This is a genomic window from Kitasatospora cystarginea (genome assembly GCF_039533515.1).
GTDB lineage: Bacteria > Actinomycetota > Actinomycetes > Streptomycetales > Streptomycetaceae > Kitasatospora > Kitasatospora cystarginea.
In genome coordinates this window covers 75,912-94,496 of record NZ_BAAATR010000037.1, presented here as the reverse complement: position 1 = coordinate 94,496, position 18,585 = coordinate 75,912, and the positions used below count along the sequence as shown (strand labels likewise).

The window sequence follows — 18,585 nt, the reverse complement described above, 5'->3', positions numbered from 1 at the left end:
GATGACCAGCTCGCGTTCCTCGGGGCTGAGGATTTCCAGCTTGCTGATGGGTAGGTCGGGTTCGGTGGTCGCTGCTTCGAGCAGGCGCACCAGGCGACCGGCCAGTCCTTCCACCGTCGACCGCTCGAACAAGTCCGTGCTGAACTCCAGATCGACGTCCAGCCCGCCCGTTGACTCCTCCGTCCCGGACACCGTGAAGGCCAGGTCGGCTGCTGTCACCCCGATCCGGTGCTGCCAGATCTTCCGTCGATCCGTCAGCAACACCTGGAACAGCGGATGCACCGCTCCCGCGCGCTCCGGGTCGAGTGCCTCGACCACGCGGTTGAACGGGACGTCCTGATGGGCGAACGCGGTCAGGTCGAGCACCCGCACCCGCTCGACCAACTCGCGGAACGACGGATCGCCGGACGTGTCCGTCCTCAGCACGAGGGTGTTGGCAAGGAGACCGGACCGCGCTGGGGCGGCGGCGCCGAGGGGGATGTCCGTGCCCGCGCCGAGGCGTGTGAGCAGGATGGCGATCGCCGCCTGCAGGACCATGAAGGTGCTTGCGTCTGCGGCTCGGCCCAGGTCAGCGAGTCGGTCGTGCAGCTCGGGCGCGACGCGGGCGTCGACGGTGTCGGTCCGCCCCGAGGGCGCGTTGGGGCGCGACCGGTCGAAGGGCAGCGAGAGCTGCTCGGGGAGGCCGTCCAACTCCTTGATCCAGAAGGAGAGTTGCTCGTCAAGCTGGCCGTCGGACATTCCCGTCGTGCCCTCGACGAAGCGCAGCAGGTCCGCGAGACCCGGCAGGCCCGGGGCATCCGGCCCGCCAGCCGGCCGGATGCCGACGGCAAGCCTCTCCACCGGGCCCAGCCCGTGGGCGTCGGCCGCCACGCGGCAGGCGTTCGCGATCCGCCGGGACAGTCCGACGAGCCCGTCGGCGGAGTCGACCGGGATGCTCACCGACACCGACACCGACACCGACGCCGACACCGGCTCCGGCGCCCCGGTGGCCGTCGCCCTCACCTCGCAGACGACCTCGGTCGCGCCGGCAACCTCGTGCAGGTACGCCGCGACGACGGCCGCCGGCGTCATGCGCCGGGTCAGCGCAGGGTCGGCCCCATCAGCCGTGCCGGTCTTGCCGTCGGAGCGGGTGCCGAAATCCGTAATGCTCGTACCCGGTGCGTCCTCCGCGGGCCGCAGCGTGAAGACGGCGGTGGGCGCGGTGCCCTCCCGATCCGCCGACGCCGCGGCGTAGAGGTCCACCGCACGCTGGGCGATCAGCCAGCGGGTGTGTTCGTGCGCCGAGAGCCCGGTCATCCGCAGTCGCCGGACCGTCCGGTCCGTACCGGCTTCGGTCAGCTCGACGCCGAACGGGAGATCGCAGCTGTCCGTGAACTCGCCCCAGGCCTGCCGGAAGGCCGCGTCGAGCAGGTCGGTCCGGACTTCCCCGCATATTTCGATGAATCCCGCATTTTCCCCGGCGATGGCACCCGAAAAGAATTGTGTGACCTTCATGCGAAACCCCCGTGAAGCCTTGATCAAATGAGCGTGCCACCGCACACGAACGCAACGCGGGCACGGCAAACGGCAGACTTGTGAATCAAGGCTAGGTGGGGTGACCTAGCGCCGGTCCCAGCATTGGGCCGGACGCGATGTCAGGGGAACGTCAAATACGTCAGGCGTGGGTCAGGTTGCTGGTGCAGCCGCTCGCGCTGGTGAGCACTGCGTCAAGCTGGGCGGCGACCAGCGTGCCGATGGGGTACGGCGCGAGCTTGGTCTCGGCCGCGAAGGCCTCGCACAGCGGGCCGAGCGACAGGTGGGCGTGCTCGGCGGACCGGCCGAGGATGTCGTCGCGACCGCTGTCACCCGTGTCCCCGCACGCCGACGGCTCTGGGAACGCCCGCTGCCACATGCCCAAGGCCCGCAGTGGCAACAGCCGGGCCCCGTCGTGGACGGCGCTCCACAGTGCCTCGGCCAGGACCGGGTCCGTCGGGCGGGCGAGACCCACTTTGGCGGTCCAGACCGCGGCGGACAGCCGGGCCAGCCGGACGGTGTCGCGCACGGCCGGGACGAAGGGGCTGTCCGGGGTGGCGCGGTCGGCGGCGTCGAGGGCCACCTCGACCGGGGCGAGGACGTCGAGCAGACGCGCGGCCTCCCGGCCGATCGCCGCCGTCCACGCCTCGGTGGTGACCGGTGCGGGAGGCCGCTGGACGTGCCACTGCGGGACCTCGGCGATGACCCCCCAGGTGCCGTGGCGCTGGGCGGCGTAGTGGAGGCTGCAGAGCCCGTGCTCGGGCGGTCGGTCGGGCCCGGCGCCGGCGTGCAGCGTGGCACTTCCGGGGAGGACGTGGACACCGGCGGCGGGGGAGTCCCAGCCGATGGTGTCCATCGAGACGGTCTCGACCGGAAGGCCGTGGGCGGCCGGGATCCGGGCCAGTTCGGGGACGACCCGGGTGTCGTTGCGGTCGATGATGTAGAAGGCGCCGCCGAGGTCGCTGTTGTGCAGGGAGCACATCACCTGCGGCCGCAGGACGTCGATCGCGGCCATGACCGCCACCGTCTCCGGCAGGGGCCGATCGAAGCGGGCGCCGGGGAGGTCGAGCGGGAAGGTCCACTCGGGTTGGGCGGCGAGCCCGGGACGGTAGAAGTGCCGGTGATAGGAGGTGACGTCCAACTGGCCGGTGTACCAGGCCTCGTTGAGCCGGGCACCGTCGAGGTCCCAGCACGGTAGGACGTGCCAGGTGAACGGGGCGACCGCCGGGTCGCCGGCGCGGATCGCGGCGCCGACCAGGCGAACCAGCTCCCAGGCCGTCAGCAGGCCCACCGGCTCGTTCGGGTGCGGGCCGGCCAGTACGAGGATGCCGCGGGGGCCGGTGCCGAGGGAGATCAGGTCGAGGGGCTCTCCTGCGCGGGAGACGCCGAGTCGCCGGACGGTGCTGTCGGGGACCGCCTGCGCCTCGGCCCGGATGACCCGTAACGCGTCGTCCACGGTGGGGAAGTGGTCGAAGGCGCGGACCTGGCGGACCAGGTGCGCGAGTGGTCCGAGCGTTCCACCCATGTCGCCATCCTTGTCCGCGCCGGGCCCGGGACTTCTCAGTCCATTATGCCCGGATTACGGGATGCCAAATCACCTTTGGAATAGACAGAAATGTCATAGGGTCATATGTATTTGGCGAAGGAGTCTGGCGGCTGCCGCGCTGCCGCGCAGTTCGCCCTCCTCGGTGAAGACCTTCCAGGCATGGCGAGCGGACCTGGCGGCCGCGGCCACCGCGCCGCGCTCCAACTGGGCGCGGGCGGCGCGCATCAGCAACCAGCCCGTCGCACGCGGTTCACCGGGCCGTTTCGGGTGCGGAGCTCTGTCGTCCGCCGCGCCGTCTTCGTCACGACGTGCCGCATCCGAGCCGTCGTTGAAGCAGGGCGGGGTGAGGTGCAGCAGGTGGCAGAGCCGGGCCGCCTGCCTCGGGCGGCCGAGGCGGTGGGCGCGCTCGATCACGTGGCCGGCGAGCTCCCGTTCGGCGGGGCCCCAGGCGCGAGGGTCAGCCAGTCTGCGGGCCCGGTCCTGCGGGAGCACCTGGTCGGCCGGTGCGTCGTCCGGGGGGAGTGGCAGCCGTGGGCGGAGATCGGGGTGGCGGGCCTCGGCGATCTGGAGGAAGGCGCCGAGCAGTCGGCGAAGCGCCTCCACGGATTGCGCAGCGGGCTCGGCGGTGGCCAGCTCCTCGGCGTAGGCGAGGAGCAACTCGTGTACGCGGTACCGGCTCTCACCGGTCCGAGGGTCCGGTTCTGCGTTCAGCAGGCTCGCACGGAGCAGCTGTTCGGCCACGCCCTCGTCGTCCGGCGGCCCGATCAGTGCGGACAGCACCCAGGACGGGAAGACGTTGCTCGGTAGCAGGCCGATCAGCCGGAAGGCGTTTTGGGCGGCGGGAGTGAGCCGTACGTACGCGGCCCGGACGGCGGCGCGCAGGCGCAGCGAGTCGACCTCCAGCGCGTCGAGCCGCCACTTCCGTCGGGCCAGCCGGTGGGCGAAGGCGGCGAGCGTGGTGTCCGGTCGGGCCACCAGGCGGGCACCGGCGATGCTGAGGGCGAGCGGGAGCCCGCCGCACAGTTCGACGATCCGCCGCGCGGACTCGCGGTCCTCGGCGGCGCGGCGGCCGGCCACTGCGGCGAACATCCGCTCGGCGTCGGGGGCGTCGAGCACGTCCAGGCGGACCTGTTCGGCGCCCGGGAGTCCGGCGATCACCCGGCGGCAGGTGACCAGGAAGGCGCAGCCGGGCGTGCTCGGCAGCAGTGGCCGGATCTGGTCGAGCTGGGTGGCGTCCTCGAGCAGCAGCAGCACTCGACGGCCGGCGAGCCGGGCACGCAGTGCGGCCGCCCTGGCGGGCAGGGAGGCGGGGATGGACTCGGGGGCGGCGCCGGAGAGCCGGAGCAAGTCGCCGATGTGCTCGCCGGGTGCGAGGTCGTCCAACTGCACGTACCACTGACCGTCGGGGAAGTGGTCCCGCAGCTGGTGGGCGACCCGCACGGCCAGCGCGCTCTTGCCGATCCCGGGTGGTCCGGAGACCAGCGCGACCGGGACGCCGGGGGTCTCCGTGGGGGTGAGGGCCGCGGCCAGGGCGCCGGTCTCGTCCGAGCGCCCGACGAACACCGGTGGGGGAGACGGGAGTTGGCACTGGATCTGCCAGGCAGGATCGAGTGCGGCGCCCGGACCGGCGGGCCCGGGTACGCCCCCGCGCAGGATGTGCCGCTGCATACCGCGCAGTTCCTCGCCGGGTTCCAGGCCGTAGGTGTCTAGCAGCAGGGTGCGCACCTGCAGGTAGCAGTCCAGCGCCTCGGCCCGGCGACCGTCCTGGTGAAGCGCGCGCATCAGCAGGACCCAGAGCCGTTCGCGCAGGGGGTACCGGGCGGTGAGCGCGCGCAGCTCGCCGAGCAGGGCGGTGTGCCGGCCGAGGTGCAGCTCCAGTTCGATGCGGTCCTCGACGGCCCGGTTCTTCTCCTCGGTGAGCAGGACGACCTCGTCGCGCTGGAGCCGGTCGGACGGGACGTCGGCCAGCGCGGGTCCGCGCCACAACTCCTCGGCGGCCCGGAACCGGTCTACGGCGGCCGTGGTGTCGCCGTCCTCCTCGGACCGGCGGGCCTCGGCGACGGCGGTGCGGTACGCGGAGAGGTCGAGGGCGCCGGGCGGGAGGTCGAGCCGGAACCCGCCGGGAACGGTCCGCAGCCGGGCCGCGCCGCCGACCTGGTCCTGCATCAGCTTGCGCAGGCGCATGAGGTAGACGTACAGCGTCTCCTTGGCGGTCGGGGGCGGGGTTTGCGCCCAGAGCCACTCGATGAGCTCGTCGGTGGACACGACCCGCCCCGCGTGCAGCAGCAGACCGCCGAGCAGGACCCGCTGTTTGCCCGCGCTGGGACGGAGGACGCCCTTGGGCCCGGCGAGTTCGACGGGGCCGAGGACGTGGCCCGTGACCCGCCCCGCCTCCGGCCGGCCCTCCGGAACGCCCGTCCCCGGTGCCGACCCGCTCATCCGCGCCTCGATGTGTGCATCGGTAGGCCCCCCGACCCGTCTCGCCACCTCGTGCCCCCGGGCCGATGCTAACAAGGACGATCAAGGGGGCGGATCGCCTGCGGCGGACGGCGGGGGCGGGGCAGACTTCCTTCCCGGTTCGTGATGCCACCCACAGTGGCTTGCTCCAGCCGGAGTTGACCCGGGATCATGACGCACGGGACGCCGGTTGACGCCGTTTCTGGTGCTGTTTAGCCTTTGACGGAACGGATGACTTCGGACCGGCCCACGGGGTGACACGGCCGGCGAGGTCACGTGCGACACGGATTTCCCGGCACAAACCGGGACCGGGTTTCGCCGGCATCCAATTCATCGCCTTCCCCGCGTGGTTTCCCGGGCGTCGGCGCGGCGCCCCGCCGTGCCCGTCACAGCGAACCGGGCCACAGCGAACCGGCTCACACCGAGGAGAGACACAATGGCGACCAACCCCTTCGAGGACGAGCGCGGCACCTACCTGGTGCTGGTCAACGACGAGGGCCAGCACTCGCTCTGGCCGGTGTCCATCGAGGTGCCCGCTGGCTGGGCGAAGGTCCACGGTGAGGACACCCGCCAGGCCTGCCTGGACTACATCGAGGCGAACTGGACCGACATGCGGCCCAAGAGCCTGGTCGAGGCGATGGACTCGGCGAGCGCCTGAGCCCGGATCCACCGAGCTGATTCCGGGAGGGGCCTCCCGGCGCACCCGGGCTGAGCCGCCCCGGGGGTGTGGCGGCCGGGCCGCCGCACGGTACGCCCGCCGCACCCGCTACGGCGCATAACGATCATTACTGGCCGGAAGAAGATCTTCCTATTGGACACCCCGGCGGAAGCCGTGTTGGCATGGGCTCACTTCTGTGGATTCTCGCCCGGTCCACTCCTCTTCAGCAAGGAGCCGTCGGAATGGAAAAGACCGAAACCAGCGAAGAGATGCACCGCCTCTTCAATCGGACCGCAGGAGTTTACGACCAGACCGGCGTCGAATTCTTTGTACCGGTCGGCCGTCGGCTGGTCGAATTCGCCGGATTGTCCGCCGGGGAATCCGTGCTGGACGTCGGCTGCGGCCGCGGGGCTGCCCTCTACCCGGCGGCGGTGACCGTGGGTGCCGGCGGCGAGGCGGTCGGCATCGACATCTCGGAGGAGATGGTCAGGTTCGCGGCCGAGGGGGCCGACGAGCGCGGCCTGTCGCAGGTGAGCACCACGGTGATGAACGGTCAGGCGCCGGAGTTCCCGGCCGGCCGGTTCGACGCCGTGATCGCCAGCCTCAGCCTGTTCATCTGGACCAAGGGTGCCGCCGAGCTGAAGCCCTACCTTCCGCTGCTGCGGGCCGGTGGCCGTTTTGCGATCAGCACGCCCTCGTTCTTCCCGACCGAGGGCGGGCGTTGGGGTCTGATGCCGGAGGTCGTGGACGACCTGCTGATGCCGTACATGCGGCCGGCCCGCGCCGCCGAGGACCGGGACTTCCCGTTCGCGAGCGTCGGCAACAACTGGCTGATCAGCGCGGAGTCGGTCGAGCGGGAGCTGACCGAGGCCGGCTTCGTCGAGGTGGAGGTCCTCGAGGAGCCGTTGCCGCTGGTCGTCGAGTCCGGGGCGCAGTGGGTGCTGTGGACGCGCACGACCGGGATGCGCCGGTTGTGGGAGAAGATCGAGCAGCTGGGCGACGGCGGGCTGGCCGACGAGGTGGCGGCCCGGCTGGACGCCCTGAAGGACGACCGCGGTGTGATCACCGTGCCGGTGCCGGTCACGTACATCCGCGCGCGCGCCCCGCAGGCCTGAGCAGGCCCTGGGGGCCGCACGCGTCAGCACCGGTGAACATGGGGGAGAGAGATGGCGGTAGAGCTCGGTGCGGACTGGCCGGTGACGACCGACTGGCCGTTCGCCGCGAGGGAGGCCGAACTCGCGGAGATCGAGCGCTCGGTGGACACCGGGGTGGGCGTCCTGCTGGTCGGTGACGCGGGCGTCGGCAAGAGCGCGCTGCTGCGTGCTGCGCTGGCCCGGGCCGAGCGGGGCGGCGCCCAGGTGGTGCGCCTGGAGGAACTGACCGAGCCGCCGCTCGCCGCGCTGCCCGGTCACTCCCGGGAGGCGCGCCGGGCCGGGCACCTGCGGGGCCGGTGCCGCAGCGGCGCCAAGCGGCGCGTGATCGCCTGGGCCGACGACCTCCACCTGCTCGACGGCGCCCGGCTCGAACTGGCCCACCGGCTGGTGAACGCCGGTCAGGTCGTGCTGCTGGCCGCCACGCCGTCGCATCGCCCGCTGCCGGACCTGATCCGGCAGCTCTCCTTGAAGAAGCTGATCCGCCGGCTGACCGTCGGCACGCTGGACCGGTCGGGCACCGCCAGGGTGCTGGCCGCATGGCTCGGCGGGCCGGTTGCGGCCGATACGGTCGAGGAGCTGTGGACCCTGACGCACGGCAGCGCCCTGGTGCTCCGGGAGCTGACCGAGCACGCTCTCGCCGAGGGCAGCCTGCGCCAGGTGCAGGACAGCTGGCGGTGGCCCGGGCTGAGCGGTGCGCCGGACAGCCGGCTGGTCGACCTGGCCGAACTGCTGCTCGGGGAGCTGGACCAGGACGAGCGTGAACTGGTCGGCATGCTGGCCCTCGCCGGACACCTGGAAGCCGGGCTGCCGGTCGTCGCCGGGCTCGGCGAGGCGGCCGAGGCGCTGAACCGCCGGGGCGTGGTGGTCACCGAGCGGTCTGGGTTCCGCCTGTCGCTGCGCCTGGCGTATCCGTTCTGCGCGGCCGTCGTCGCCGCCTCGCTGCCGGAGCTGACGGCGCGTCGACTCCGGCAGCGGATCGCCGACACGCTGGAGGACACCGGCGCACGGCGGGCCGGCGACGCGGTGCGGATCGCCCGGCTGCGACTCGCCACCGGCTGGATCCCGGAGCCGTCGCGGCTGCGGGCCACCACCCTCGGGGTGCTGCACGACCAGGACTACCCGCTGGCCGAACGGCTGTGCCGCGCCGCCCTCGCGGCCGGAGCGGCCGCAGCGGACCCGCGGTGGGAGCTGCTGCTCGCCGAGGCCGTGATCGGCCAGGCCCGGCACGCGGAGGCGGAGGCACGGCTGGCGCGGACGGCGGGGACCGCCGCGCCGGCCGGGTTGCTCCGGCTGCGGGTGCTCAACCTCGCCTTCGGGCTGCGCCGGCCGGCGGAGGCCGAAGCGTTGGTCGCGGAGGCCGAGTCGGGCCCTGCGGGCTCGGTGGCCGGGGCCGGCGAGGTGGCGGACGCCCGGTCGCTGCTGCGGCTGCTGGCTGGCCGACCGGACGGGATCCGGGAGGCCGGGTCGCCCGCCGGCCTGGCCGTGCTCGCCCTTGCCCGGCACGAGCTGGGGGACGACGAGGGCGCGTTGGAGGCCCTGCGCGACGCGCACGAGGACGACAGCGAGGCACGGTTGGAGCGACTGGTGCTGGCCGGGCGGATCGCCCTGCACACCCGCGGGGAAGCCGAGGCCACCGCGCTGCTGGACTGCCCGGACGGGGACGACGACGGGCCCCGGCACCGGATGCACGTCGCGCTGCTGGAAGCCCGGATCCACCGCGGCGCCGGACGCACGGCCCGCGCGGTCGACCTGCTGCGCCAGGCCGCGGTGTACCGCGGGCCCGACGAGTGGCTCGCGACCAGGGCCGAGCGACTGGCTCAACTCGCCGGCGCGCTGGCCGAGTCGGGCGAGAGCGCGGAGGCGGCGGCGGTGCTGGACGAGGCCCGCGCCGCGGTTGAGTCGCTGCCGTACCCGGTGGCGGCGGACGAGGTGGCGCTGGAGCACGCCCTGGTGCTGGCGCAGCTCGGCGACCGCACCGCCGCGGCGCGCCAGGCCCTGAAGGTCGCCGAACGCGCGGGCGCGGCTGGCCGCCGCACCCAGGCGCTGGCCGCACTGCACCTGGCGGCCCGGGCGGGCGCGGCCGCCAAGGCCGCGGCGCTGCTGCCGCCGGACCCGCCGGCCGGCAGCGCCGCCCCCGCCGGCCTGTCGGCTGCCCGGACCGCGCACGTGCGAGCGCTGGCGGACGGCGACGGCGACGCCCTCGACGCGACCGCCGCATGCTTCGAGCGCCTGGGCCTGCTGCCGCTGGCGGCAGAGGCGGCGGCGATGGCAGCCCGGGCACACCAGGCGGCGGGAGGGCACCGCAAGAGCCGCGCGTCCCGGGTCAGGAGCAGCGAGCTGGTCTCCCGCTGCGACCACGGTCTGCCGGACTGGGCCGTCGACGAGGGGCGGCGCGAGGTCGGTGCCCAGACCGAACTCACCAGCCGGGAAAGGGAAGTGGTGACCCTGGCGGTCTCCCACCTGTCCAACCAGGAGATCGCCGCGCAACTGGTGCTGTCGGTGCGTACGGTCGAGAACCACCTCTACCGCGCCTACGCGAAGCTGGGCGTGGCCACCCGGGGCGAGCTCGCCCACCGCCTGGTGAAACGGCCCGGGCGCACTCACTGAGCCGGAGCCCGGACATCGGTACGGGCCGAGGAGGACAACAGGGAGAGGGATCGGGACGAGGACCGCCGGGTCGCCCTGAGCGACCCGGCGGCCTTGTGCGTTCAGCCGACGGCGGGCTCCGCCGGGGTGGCCTCCAGGGCCTTGACGACCAGGGCGTTCCAGCTCGCGAAGGTCGGGATCCCGGCCAGGTCACCGAAGCCCAGGTCGGCGCCCGCGCGGCGGAACCGGGTGATCAGGCGCATGATCTGCAGGGAGCCCAGCCCCAGCTTGATGAGGTTGGCGTCGTCGGTGACGTCCTCCACCGGCACGTCGATCAGCTCGGCCAGGTGCGTCCGCAGTTCCTCGCCGACGAGTGGGGCGGTCTTGGTGGGGTCGGGGGCGGTCATGCTCGTTGCGGCCCTTTCTGGCGTACGAACGAATGGGAACGGGTGGGTTCTACTCGCCCTCGGGGTCGGAGAGGATCTCGACGATCGCGCAGCCGGCTTCGAAGCCCGGGCTGCCCGTGAAGATCAGCACCTTGTCGCCGGGGCCCGCCTGGCCGCTGCGCCACACGTACTCCAGGCCGATGAAGACGTCGGCGGCGGCGATGTGGCCGACCTTCTTGGTGTGGTCCCAGATACCGCGCTCCAGCTCCAGGCCGAGCGGGTCGAGGAACTGGTCCCGCAGAGCGTCCAGGGTGGCGCTCGGGTGACAGACCCGGGTGATCTCGTCCAAGGTGATGCCGGCGTCCTTCAGGGCGATGTCGAGGGCCTTCTGCATGACCTCGCCCGGGTGAGCCATCGGCGGGGTGTTTCCGGCGGCCCACTCCTCCATCCAGAACCGGACCCGCGCCTCGAAGTCCATCTCCCGGCCGACCGTCACCGCCGGCGGGAAGATCGGTTCGCTGCCGCGGTGCAGCGCCTCCATGCCGGGCGCGGAGTGCGTGCCGACCGACAGCAGCCTGGCGAAGCCGCGCTCGCGCGACACCGTCACGGCCGCGGCGCCGTCGCCGAAGATCGACAGCCGCGAGGTGGTCCAGCGGTTCACCAGCGGGGCGGAGTAGTTGTCCGCGGCGGTGAGCAGTACGGCGGACTTCTCCGGCTCGTAGGCGAGCCGGTGCGCCGCCAAGGCCAGGCCGGTCAGCATGCCCTGGCAGCCCTGTCGGAGCTCCATGGCGGTGATCGGCTGACGCAGCGTGTTCTGCAGGATGTAGTGCTGCGGCGACCAGCCGTCGGGACCCTGGTGGTAGGCGGAGGCGTGCACCAGGGCCCCGAAGTCCTCGGGGGCGTGGCCGGACCGGCGCAGCGCGACCTCGGCTGCCTTGACCGCCATCTCGGGCGCCGACAGCGTGTCGCTGATCGCCACCGATTCCAGCCCGGAGGCCTGGCGGGTCGCCTCGTCGTACCAGCCGTTCGCGACGGCCTGCTCGGTCGTCACCAGATCCGGCACGTAACTGCCGATCCCCGACAGGTAGACGCTCTCTGCCCTCATCGTTGTTTCCCTTCTGCTCCGGCCGTAGCCGGATGTGACCGTTCTCACGTTCGGTTTACACACCCGCCAGTATCAGGCGATCACGAAGGCTCGGGTGGACGCCTGAGTAGTCGGTACTCAGATTGCGGTGCGACCCCGAAACCCCCCATCGGGATGGGTTCGGAGCTCGAGCTTTCTAGGGTGACTGGACGTCACGGTTGTAATGGAGTGGGCGCGTTGTCGGTTTCACGGCGTTGGCGAAGCGAGACACGATTTCGGATGGCCAAGGCGTTTGGAGTTGTTGATTGCAACCGAAGCCGCGTCCGCATGCCGCCCTCCCCGATCTCCGCCGTCACCCGCGCGTTCCGCCCCCCCTGCTCGAACCCGTGGACCTGGCCGGCAAGGTCGTCACCTTCGACGCCTCCGCGCCACCCGCGCGCCGTCACCCCGCGCGAGGACGCCTCGAAGATCCGCGCCGGCAACTCGCTCTGCCCATGGCCGGCCTGTGCCGCACCGCCCTCGCCGGCCGGTGCGACCACGTCACCGCAATCGATCACCAACGGCCACATCCCGTCCGCACGCTCGACCTGATCAAGCCCGCGCCGTGCGGATGCTCGCGCCCGAAGGGGTGGATCCGGGGTGTGCCGGACCGGAACTGTTTCGGGTCGATTCGACGTCATTTGACGTCTGTGTGGCGTCGTGCGGCGACGTTCAGGGTTCGCTATGCGAACGGGAGTTGACCAAAAACCTGATGACTCGCTTGTTATGCTGCAGACGCCTGCAACGGGGAGGGCACTAACAAGCATGTCAGCGGCCATGTGCTATGGCCGCTGACCGGGCTGTCGTACCCCTGGTCAGGCTCTGGGCGATGTTCAGTTCTGAGTGGGCCGTTCAACTGGGGGAACAGTGATCAAATCTGTATCGACGGTTCGTCAATCGCCAGTAAGATACGACGCTTTCGATCCGCGGTACGTCGAGGAGGAGTCGGCTCCTCCCTGGTCGGCCAGCGGGTCGATGCCCGCGGTGTGGCGGGTCCTGGTGGTCGAGAGCGACACCGAGGACGCGGAGTTCCTGGTTCGCGGGCTGCGCCGACACGGCCACACGGTGTCCCGGGTCGACACCGGCAACGCCGCTCTCAGCGCTTACGGAGCCGCCGACTTAGTGCTCCTGGACCTCGAACTCCCCGACCTGGACGGGCTGGAGGTCTGTCGTCGGGTCCGCTCCGCCGGCCCGGTCCCGATCATCGCGGTGACCGCCCGCGGCACCGAATTGGACCGCGTCCTGGGACTTCAGGCCGGAGCCGACGACTATCTCGTCAAGCCCTACGGATTCCGTGAGTTGCTCGCCCGTATGGAGGCGGTGATGCGCCGGGTGAGAGTCCCGGCCCAGATGCACCCCGTCCATGCCGAGCCTCCCTCGGTCGTCTCGCGCGGCGGCCTTCGCATCGATGCGACGACCCGTCAGGTCAGTCTGAACGGCCGGCCCGTCAAGGTGACGCGCAAGGAGTTCGACCTCCTGTTCATCCTCGCCTCCAATTCCGATGCCGTCGTTCCGCGCAAGCAGTTGATGCAGCAGGTGTGGGGGGACGTCTGGTCACGCCGGACCATCGACACCCACGTGAGCAGCCTGCGCAACAAGCTCGGTGCGAGCGACTGGATCGTCACCGTGCGCGGTGTCGGTTTCCAGTTCGGCCGTTCCTGAGCGCGGCCCGCCCGGAGCGGGCGGGCCGCACCCGATGCGCAACGTTAGAGGCGGCTGACTGTCGCCGCGAGGCGCGGTGTGAAATCTGTGCAACATCTGCCGAGGAATTGACATTCATCTAACGCTGGTCAGGTTCTCCTGAAGCGCCTGACAGAGCCTGACGTAGTTTCACCGCGATCTGAATCTTGGTTCCTTGAACCACTCCGCCCCGCGCGGTGAGACTGGTGTCACGACCCGGCGCCAGCGCGCCTGGCCCGCCCCTCTGCGCGGCCGACCACGTTGGGTCCGATCCTCATTCACCACTCAGCCTTGGAGACGCCCATGTCCGAGTCCGCACAGCCGCAGGGGTTCACCGACGAGGCCGAGCTGCGCCGGATCAACCGGGCGACGGTCGAGAAGTACATGGCCACCAGGGGCCAGGACCGCCTGCAGCGCCACACCCTGTTCACCGAGGACGGCATCGGTGGTCTGTGGACCACCGACACCGGCGCCCCGATCGCCATCAACGGCCGGGACCGCCTCGCCGAGCACGCCGTCTGGTCGCTCAAGTGCTTCCCCGACTGGGAGTGGTACAACGTCCAGGTCTTCGAGACCCAGGACCCGAACCACTTCTGGGTGGAGTGTGACGGTCGCGGCAAGATCCTCTTCCCCGGCTACCCCGAGGGCCACTACCAGAACCACTTCCTGCACTCCTTCGAGATGGAGAACGGGAAGATCAAGCGCGAGCGGGAGTTCATGAACCCGTTCGAGCAGCTGCGAGCGCTCAGCATCCCCGTCCCGGAGATCAAGCGTGAGGGCATCCCCACCTGACCCCGGCTTCTTGCCGCTTTCCCCTTGGCACCAGACCGCACCCCCGGCGCCACATTGGAGACGCTCGTGGAGAACGTGTTGAGTGACATCCGAGTCCGACCAGCCTTGCACCAGCCCGACTGGCCCGACCCCGCGCAGGTCGAGCTGGTGCGGGAGACGCTCCTCTCGCGCCCCGCCCTGGTCCGGGCGGGCGACCTGGCAGTCCTGCGCGAAGCCCTGGCTCGGGTGGCCGCCGGCGAGGCCATGGTGGTCCAGGCCGGTGACTGCGCGGAGGACCCGGCCGAGTGCACCGCCATGGACGTCTCGCGCAAGGCCGCGCTGCTCGACCTGCTGGCCGGCACCCTGCGAATGAACGCGCACAAGCCCGTCGTCCGGGTGGGCCGCATCGCCGGTCAGTTCGCCAAGCCGCGCTCCAGCTCCACCGAGACCGTCGGCGACATGGTGATCCCGACCTTCCGGGGCCACATGGTCAACGCCCCGGAACCGAATCCGGACACCAGGCGGCCCGACCCGCTGCGCATCCTGGCCGGCTACATGGCCGCCGCCGACATCGTGGAACACCTCGGCTGGCGTCGGCACGGCGCCGGCCAGGACCCGGTCGGCCAGCAGGTGTGGACCAGCCACGAGGCCCTGCTGCTCGACTACGAGATCCCGATGCTGCGCACCGACGAGCGCGGCCGGGTGTTCCTCGGTTCCACCCACTGGCCGTGGATCGGCGAGCGCACCCGCCAACTCGACGGCGCCCACGTGGCGTTGCTCGCCGAGGTGAGCAATCCGATCGCCTGCAAGGTCGGCCCGACCATGGAGCCGGAGGAACTGCTGGCCCTGTGCGAGAAGCTCGACCCCGAGCGCGATCCCGGCCGGCTCACCCTCATCGCCAGGATGGGCGCCGAGCGCATCGCCGAACGGCTGCCCCGGCTGGTCACCGCCGTCCGTGCCGCTGGGCACCCGGTGATCTGGCTGACCGACCCGATGCACGGCAACACCGTCACCGCCCCCGAGGGCAACAAGACTCGGCTGGTGGAGACCGTCGTCCGTGAGGTGCTGCGCTTCCAGGAGGCCGTGGCGGGGGCCGGCGGCGTCTGTGGCGGCCTGCACCTGGAGACCACCCCCGACGACGTCACCGAGTGCGTCATGCACGAGGAGGACCTGGGCCGGGTCGGCGACAAGTACACCACCTACTGCGACCCGCGGCTCAACCCGCAGCAGGCGATCTCGGTGGTTTCCGCCTGGAACGGCTGACCCCTGGGCACGCACGAGCCACCGAGACAGGAACTGGAAGACGAGGTCATGCCCGGCATTCCCCCCATCGAGCCCTACACCCTGCCGTCCCCTGGTGACCTGCCTGCCAACACCGCCCGGTGGACACCTGACCCGGACCGCGCGGTCCTGCTCGTCCACGACATGCAGCGGTACTTCCTGGCACCGTTCCCGGAGACGGTCCGGGCGCAGCTGGTGAGCAACGCGGCGGCTCTGCGGAAGCGTTGCGCGGCCCTCGGCGTCCCGGTGGCCTACACCGCCCAACCCGGCGGCATGACCCAGGAACAGCGCGGTCTGCTGAAGGACTTCTGGGGTCCGGGCATGCGCCCGGACCCTGCCGACCGCGAGGTGGTCGACGAACTCGCCCCCTCGGAGGGCGACTGGCAGCTCACCAAGTGGCGCTACAGCGCCTTCTTCAACTCCCCGCTGCTGGAGCGGATGCGGGAGAGCGGCCGGGACCAGCTGATCATCTGCGGCGTCTACGCCCACGTCGGTGTCCTGATGTCCGCGGTCGAGGCCTTCACCAACGACATCCAGCCGTTCCTGGTCGCCGACGCCGTCGCCGACTTCAACGAGCAGTACCACCGCCTGGCCGTCAGCTACGCCGCCGAGCGCTGCGCGATGGTCCTGACCGCCGAGGAGGTCTTCGCGTGAGCCAGCCCATCACCGGCCCCGCCGGAGACGACCTGCTGGCCCGGATCCTGGCCGACCCGCCGAAGGCCTACGCGCTGCTGCACCGCCCCGAGTCGGTCGGCGCGGACAGCCTGGAGCTGCTGGTCGGCGACGTCACCGAGCCCGCGACGCTCGACGGCCTGCCGCTGCCGGACCAGCCGGCCCGGCCCGGCGCGCACCACGAGGTGCTGGCGGTCATCCCGTACCGGCAGATCGTCGAGCGCGGTTACACCGCCCCCGACGACGGCGCCCCGCTGATCGCGCTGACCGTCACCGGCCAGCAGCGGCTGAGCCTGGCGGACGCGCTGGCCCGGTTCCCGCAGGTGCCGACCGCGCTGCGCGGCGGGCACTTCGACGTGGACGACGAGGCCTACCAGGAGATCGTGCGCACCGTCGTCGAGCAGGAGATCGGCACCGGTGAGGGCGCCAACTTCGTCATCAAGCGCTCCTTCGTCGCCGACATCACCGACTACGGGCCGCACAGTGCGCTGTCACTGTTCTCCCGGCTGCTGTCGCGGGAGGTGGGCGCCTACTGGACGTTCCTCATCCACACCGGCGAGCGCACCTTCGTCGGCGCCTCGCCCGAGCGGCACATCAGCGTCGACGACGGCACGGCAGTGATGAACCCGATCAGCGGCACCTACCGCTATCCGGCCACCGGCCCCACCCTGACCGGCGTGATGGACTTCCTCGCCGACCGCAAGGAGGCCGACGAGCTGTACATGGTGGTCGACGAGGAACTCAAGATGATGGCCCGGATCTGCGAGGGCGGCGGCCGCGTGGTCGGCCCGTACCTCAAGGAGATGGCCCGGCTCGCGCACACCGAGTACCTGATCGAGGGCCGCACCACCCGCACGGTCGGCGAGATTCTCCGGGAGACCATGTTCGCCCCGACGGTAACCGGCTCCCCGCTGGAGAGCGCCTGTCGGGTGATCAGCCGCTACGAGCCGAAGGGCCGCGGCTACTACAGCGGCGTGGCCGCGCTGATCGGCCGCGACGAGAACGGCGGCCGCGCGCTGGACTCCGCCATCCTCATCCGCACCGCGGCCATCGACGCCGCCGGCCGGGTGGAGATCGGCGTCGGCGCGACCCTGGTGCGCCACTCGGACCCGGCCTCCGAGGCCGCGGAGACCCGCGCCAAGGCGTCCGGTGTGATGGCCGCCCTGGAGTCGGCCGGCCCGGTGCGGTTCGCCGACCACCCCGATGTCCGGGCCGTCCTGGAGCAGCGCAACGGCACCATCGCCGACTTCTGGCTGCGCGACGGCGCCGGCCACGGCACCGAGCAGCCCCGGCTGGTCGGGCGGAAGGTCCTGGTGGTGGACGCGGAGGACACCTTCACGTCCATGATCTACCACCAACTCACCTCCACCGGAATGGAGGTGACGGTCCACCGGTTCGACGACGAGTACTCCTTCGAGGGTTACGACCTGGTCGTGATGGGCCCCGGTCCGGGGGACCCGAGCGAGCCGGACAACCCGAAGATGGACCACCTGCGCACGGCTGTGCGCACCCTGCTGGAGCGGGGTGGCCCGTTCGTCGCGGTCTGCCTGAGCCACCAGGTGCTCTGCCTGGCGCTCGGCTTCGAGGTGGCTCGCCTCGACGCCCCCAACCAGGGCGTCCAGAAGCCGATCGACCTGTTCGGTTCGCGCGAACGGGTCGGTTTCTACAACACCTTCGCCGCGCGGAGCCGGGAGGACAAGCGCGACGTCGAGGGTGTCGGCGTGGTCGAGGTGAGCCGCAACCCGGATACCGGCGAGGTGTACGCGCTGCGCGGCCCGCACTTCGCCTCCATGCAGTTCCACGCCGAGTCGGTCCTCACTCAGGACGGTCCGCGCATCCTGGCGACCGCCGTGCGGGACGCGCTCGGCCTTTGACCACAGAACAGCGGGAGAAGCACATGCACCCCTACGTCGTCGTCGACGCCTTCGCGACCGAGCCGCTCAAGGGAAACCCGGTGGCCGTGTTCTTCGACGCGGATGACCTGACCGGCGATCAGATGCAGCGGATCGCCCGGGAGATGAACCTCTCGGAGTCCACCTTCGTGCTCAGCCCCAAGAACGGCGGGGACGCGCACATCCGGGTCTTCACCCCGGTCAACGAGCTGCCGTTCGCCGGCCACCCGCTGCTCGGCACCGCCATCGCGCTCGGCAACCGCGGTTCGGTGGACCAGCTCAAGCTGGAGACCGCGATGGGTCTGATCCCGTTCGAGCTGGTCCGCACCGACGGTGTGGTCACCTCGGCCTGGATGCAGCAGCCGATCCCGGTCTGGGAGCCCTTCGACCGGCGCGAGGAACTGCTCGCGGCGCTCGGGGTCACCGACACCGTGCTGCCGGTGGAGATCTACCGCAACGGCCCGCGGCACGTCCTGGTCGCGCTCGGCAGCGTCGAGGAGCTCTCGGCGCTCACCCCCGACCATCGTGCGCTGTCCGCGTTCGAGGACATGGCGGCCAACTGCTTCGCCGGCTCCGGCACCACGTGGCGCAACCGGATGTTCTCGCCGGCCTACGGCGTGGTCGAGGACGCTGCCACCGGCTCGGTGGCCGGTCCGATCGCGATCCACCTCGCCCGCCGCGGCCTGATCGAGTACGGGCAGCGCATCCAGATCACCCAGGGCGTCGAGATGGGCCGCCCCTCGCCGATGTTCGCGGTCGCGGAGGGCGAGGGCGACACCGTCTACTCGGTCGAGGCCGGCGGCGACGGCGTCCTCGTCATCGAGGGGACCATCCGGGTCTGACCGCCCCTCACCCGCACCTCGCACC

General features: G+C 71.5%; 14 protein-coding genes. 9 read left to right on the top strand and 5 right to left on the bottom strand.

The window, feature by feature from the left end:
* The 3 genes from ABD369_RS31195 to ABD369_RS31185 all read right to left on the bottom strand — a co-directional run.
* On the bottom strand, positions 1–1,494 hold a 1,494-nt coding region (locus ABD369_RS31195), incomplete at its 3' end, for a condensation domain-containing protein (protein WP_344639943.1).
* Between the two features lie 160 nt (positions 1,495–1,654).
* Entirely contained in the window at positions 1,655–3,037 is a 1,383-nt protein-coding gene (locus tag ABD369_RS31190; RefSeq protein WP_344639942.1) for a M14 family metallopeptidase, read from the bottom strand.
* A 93-nt stretch (positions 3,038–3,130) separates the two neighbouring features.
* On the bottom strand, positions 3,131–5,497 hold the full coding sequence (locus ABD369_RS31185) for an AfsR/SARP family transcriptional regulator (protein ID WP_344639941.1): 2,367 nt from the start codon (positions 5,495–5,497) through the stop codon (positions 3,131–3,133).
* A gap of 454 nt (positions 5,498–5,951) precedes the next feature.
* Here ABD369_RS31185 and ABD369_RS31180 point away from each other — a divergent pair, with 454 nt between their 5' ends.
* The 3 genes from ABD369_RS31180 (at position 5,952) to ABD369_RS31170 (ending at position 9,934) form a co-directional block, all read left to right on the top strand.
* A complete protein-coding gene (locus ABD369_RS31180; protein ID WP_344639940.1) occupies positions 5,952–6,173 on the top strand; it encodes an MbtH family protein in 222 nt (73 codons plus the stop codon).
* Positions 6,174–6,415: 242 nt separating this feature from the next.
* Positions 6,416–7,288, top strand: a complete 873-nt coding sequence (locus tag ABD369_RS31175; protein ID WP_344639939.1) for a class I SAM-dependent methyltransferase — start codon at positions 6,416–6,418, stop codon at positions 7,286–7,288.
* 51 nt (positions 7,289–7,339) lie between these two features.
* Complete coding sequence (locus ABD369_RS31170) at positions 7,340–9,934, top strand: LuxR C-terminal-related transcriptional regulator (RefSeq protein ID WP_344639938.1); 2,595 nt, start codon at positions 7,340–7,342, stop codon at positions 9,932–9,934.
* A gap of 101 nt (positions 9,935–10,035) precedes the next feature.
* Here the strand turns inward: ABD369_RS31170 and ABD369_RS31165 are convergent, their stop codons facing one another.
* Positions 10,036–10,320 carry a phosphopantetheine-binding protein gene (locus ABD369_RS31165; RefSeq protein ID WP_344639937.1) on the bottom strand — a complete coding sequence of 95 codons (285 nt, stop codon included), beginning with the start codon at positions 10,318–10,320 and terminating at the stop codon, positions 10,036–10,038.
* 49 nt (positions 10,321–10,369) lie between these two features.
* A complete protein-coding gene (locus tag ABD369_RS31160; RefSeq protein WP_344639936.1) occupies positions 10,370–11,404 on the bottom strand; it encodes a ketoacyl-ACP synthase III family protein in 1,035 nt (344 codons plus the stop codon).
* Positions 11,405–12,397: 993 nt separating this feature from the next.
* Between ABD369_RS31160 and ABD369_RS31155 the strand changes: the two genes are divergently transcribed.
* From ABD369_RS31155 to ABD369_RS31130, 6 genes are all read left to right on the top strand, one after another.
* The gene (locus ABD369_RS31155; RefSeq protein WP_344639945.1) at positions 12,398–13,084 is read left to right on the top strand and encodes a response regulator transcription factor; all 687 of its coding nucleotides are present in this window, start codon (positions 12,398–12,400) and stop codon (positions 13,082–13,084) included.
* Between the two features lie 321 nt (positions 13,085–13,405).
* Positions 13,406–13,894 carry a PhzA/PhzB family protein gene (locus tag ABD369_RS31150; RefSeq protein WP_344639935.1) on the top strand — a complete coding sequence of 163 codons (489 nt, stop codon included), beginning with the start codon at positions 13,406–13,408 and terminating at the stop codon, positions 13,892–13,894.
* Between the two features lie 66 nt (positions 13,895–13,960).
* Positions 13,961–15,136: a 3-deoxy-7-phosphoheptulonate synthase gene (locus ABD369_RS31145; protein ID WP_344639934.1), complete on the top strand. Its 1,176-nt coding sequence runs from the start codon at positions 13,961–13,963 to the stop codon at positions 15,134–15,136.
* Positions 15,137–15,184: 48 nt separating this feature from the next.
* Positions 15,185–15,808 carry an isochorismatase family protein gene (locus ABD369_RS31140; RefSeq protein ID WP_344639933.1) on the top strand — a complete coding sequence of 208 codons (624 nt, stop codon included), beginning with the start codon at positions 15,185–15,187 and terminating at the stop codon, positions 15,806–15,808.
* A gap of 8 nt (positions 15,809–15,816) precedes the next feature.
* Positions 15,817–17,700 carry an anthranilate synthase family protein gene (locus ABD369_RS31135; RefSeq protein WP_425557820.1) on the top strand — a complete coding sequence of 628 codons (1,884 nt, stop codon included), beginning with the start codon at positions 15,817–15,819 and terminating at the stop codon, positions 17,698–17,700.
* The gene (locus tag ABD369_RS31130) at positions 17,697–18,560 is read left to right on the top strand and encodes a PhzF family phenazine biosynthesis protein (RefSeq protein WP_344639931.1); all 864 of its coding nucleotides are present in this window, start codon (positions 17,697–17,699) and stop codon (positions 18,558–18,560) included. The genes ABD369_RS31135 and ABD369_RS31130 overlap by 4 nt, the downstream gene beginning before the upstream one ends.
* Positions 18,561–18,585: the final 25 nt, after the last annotated feature.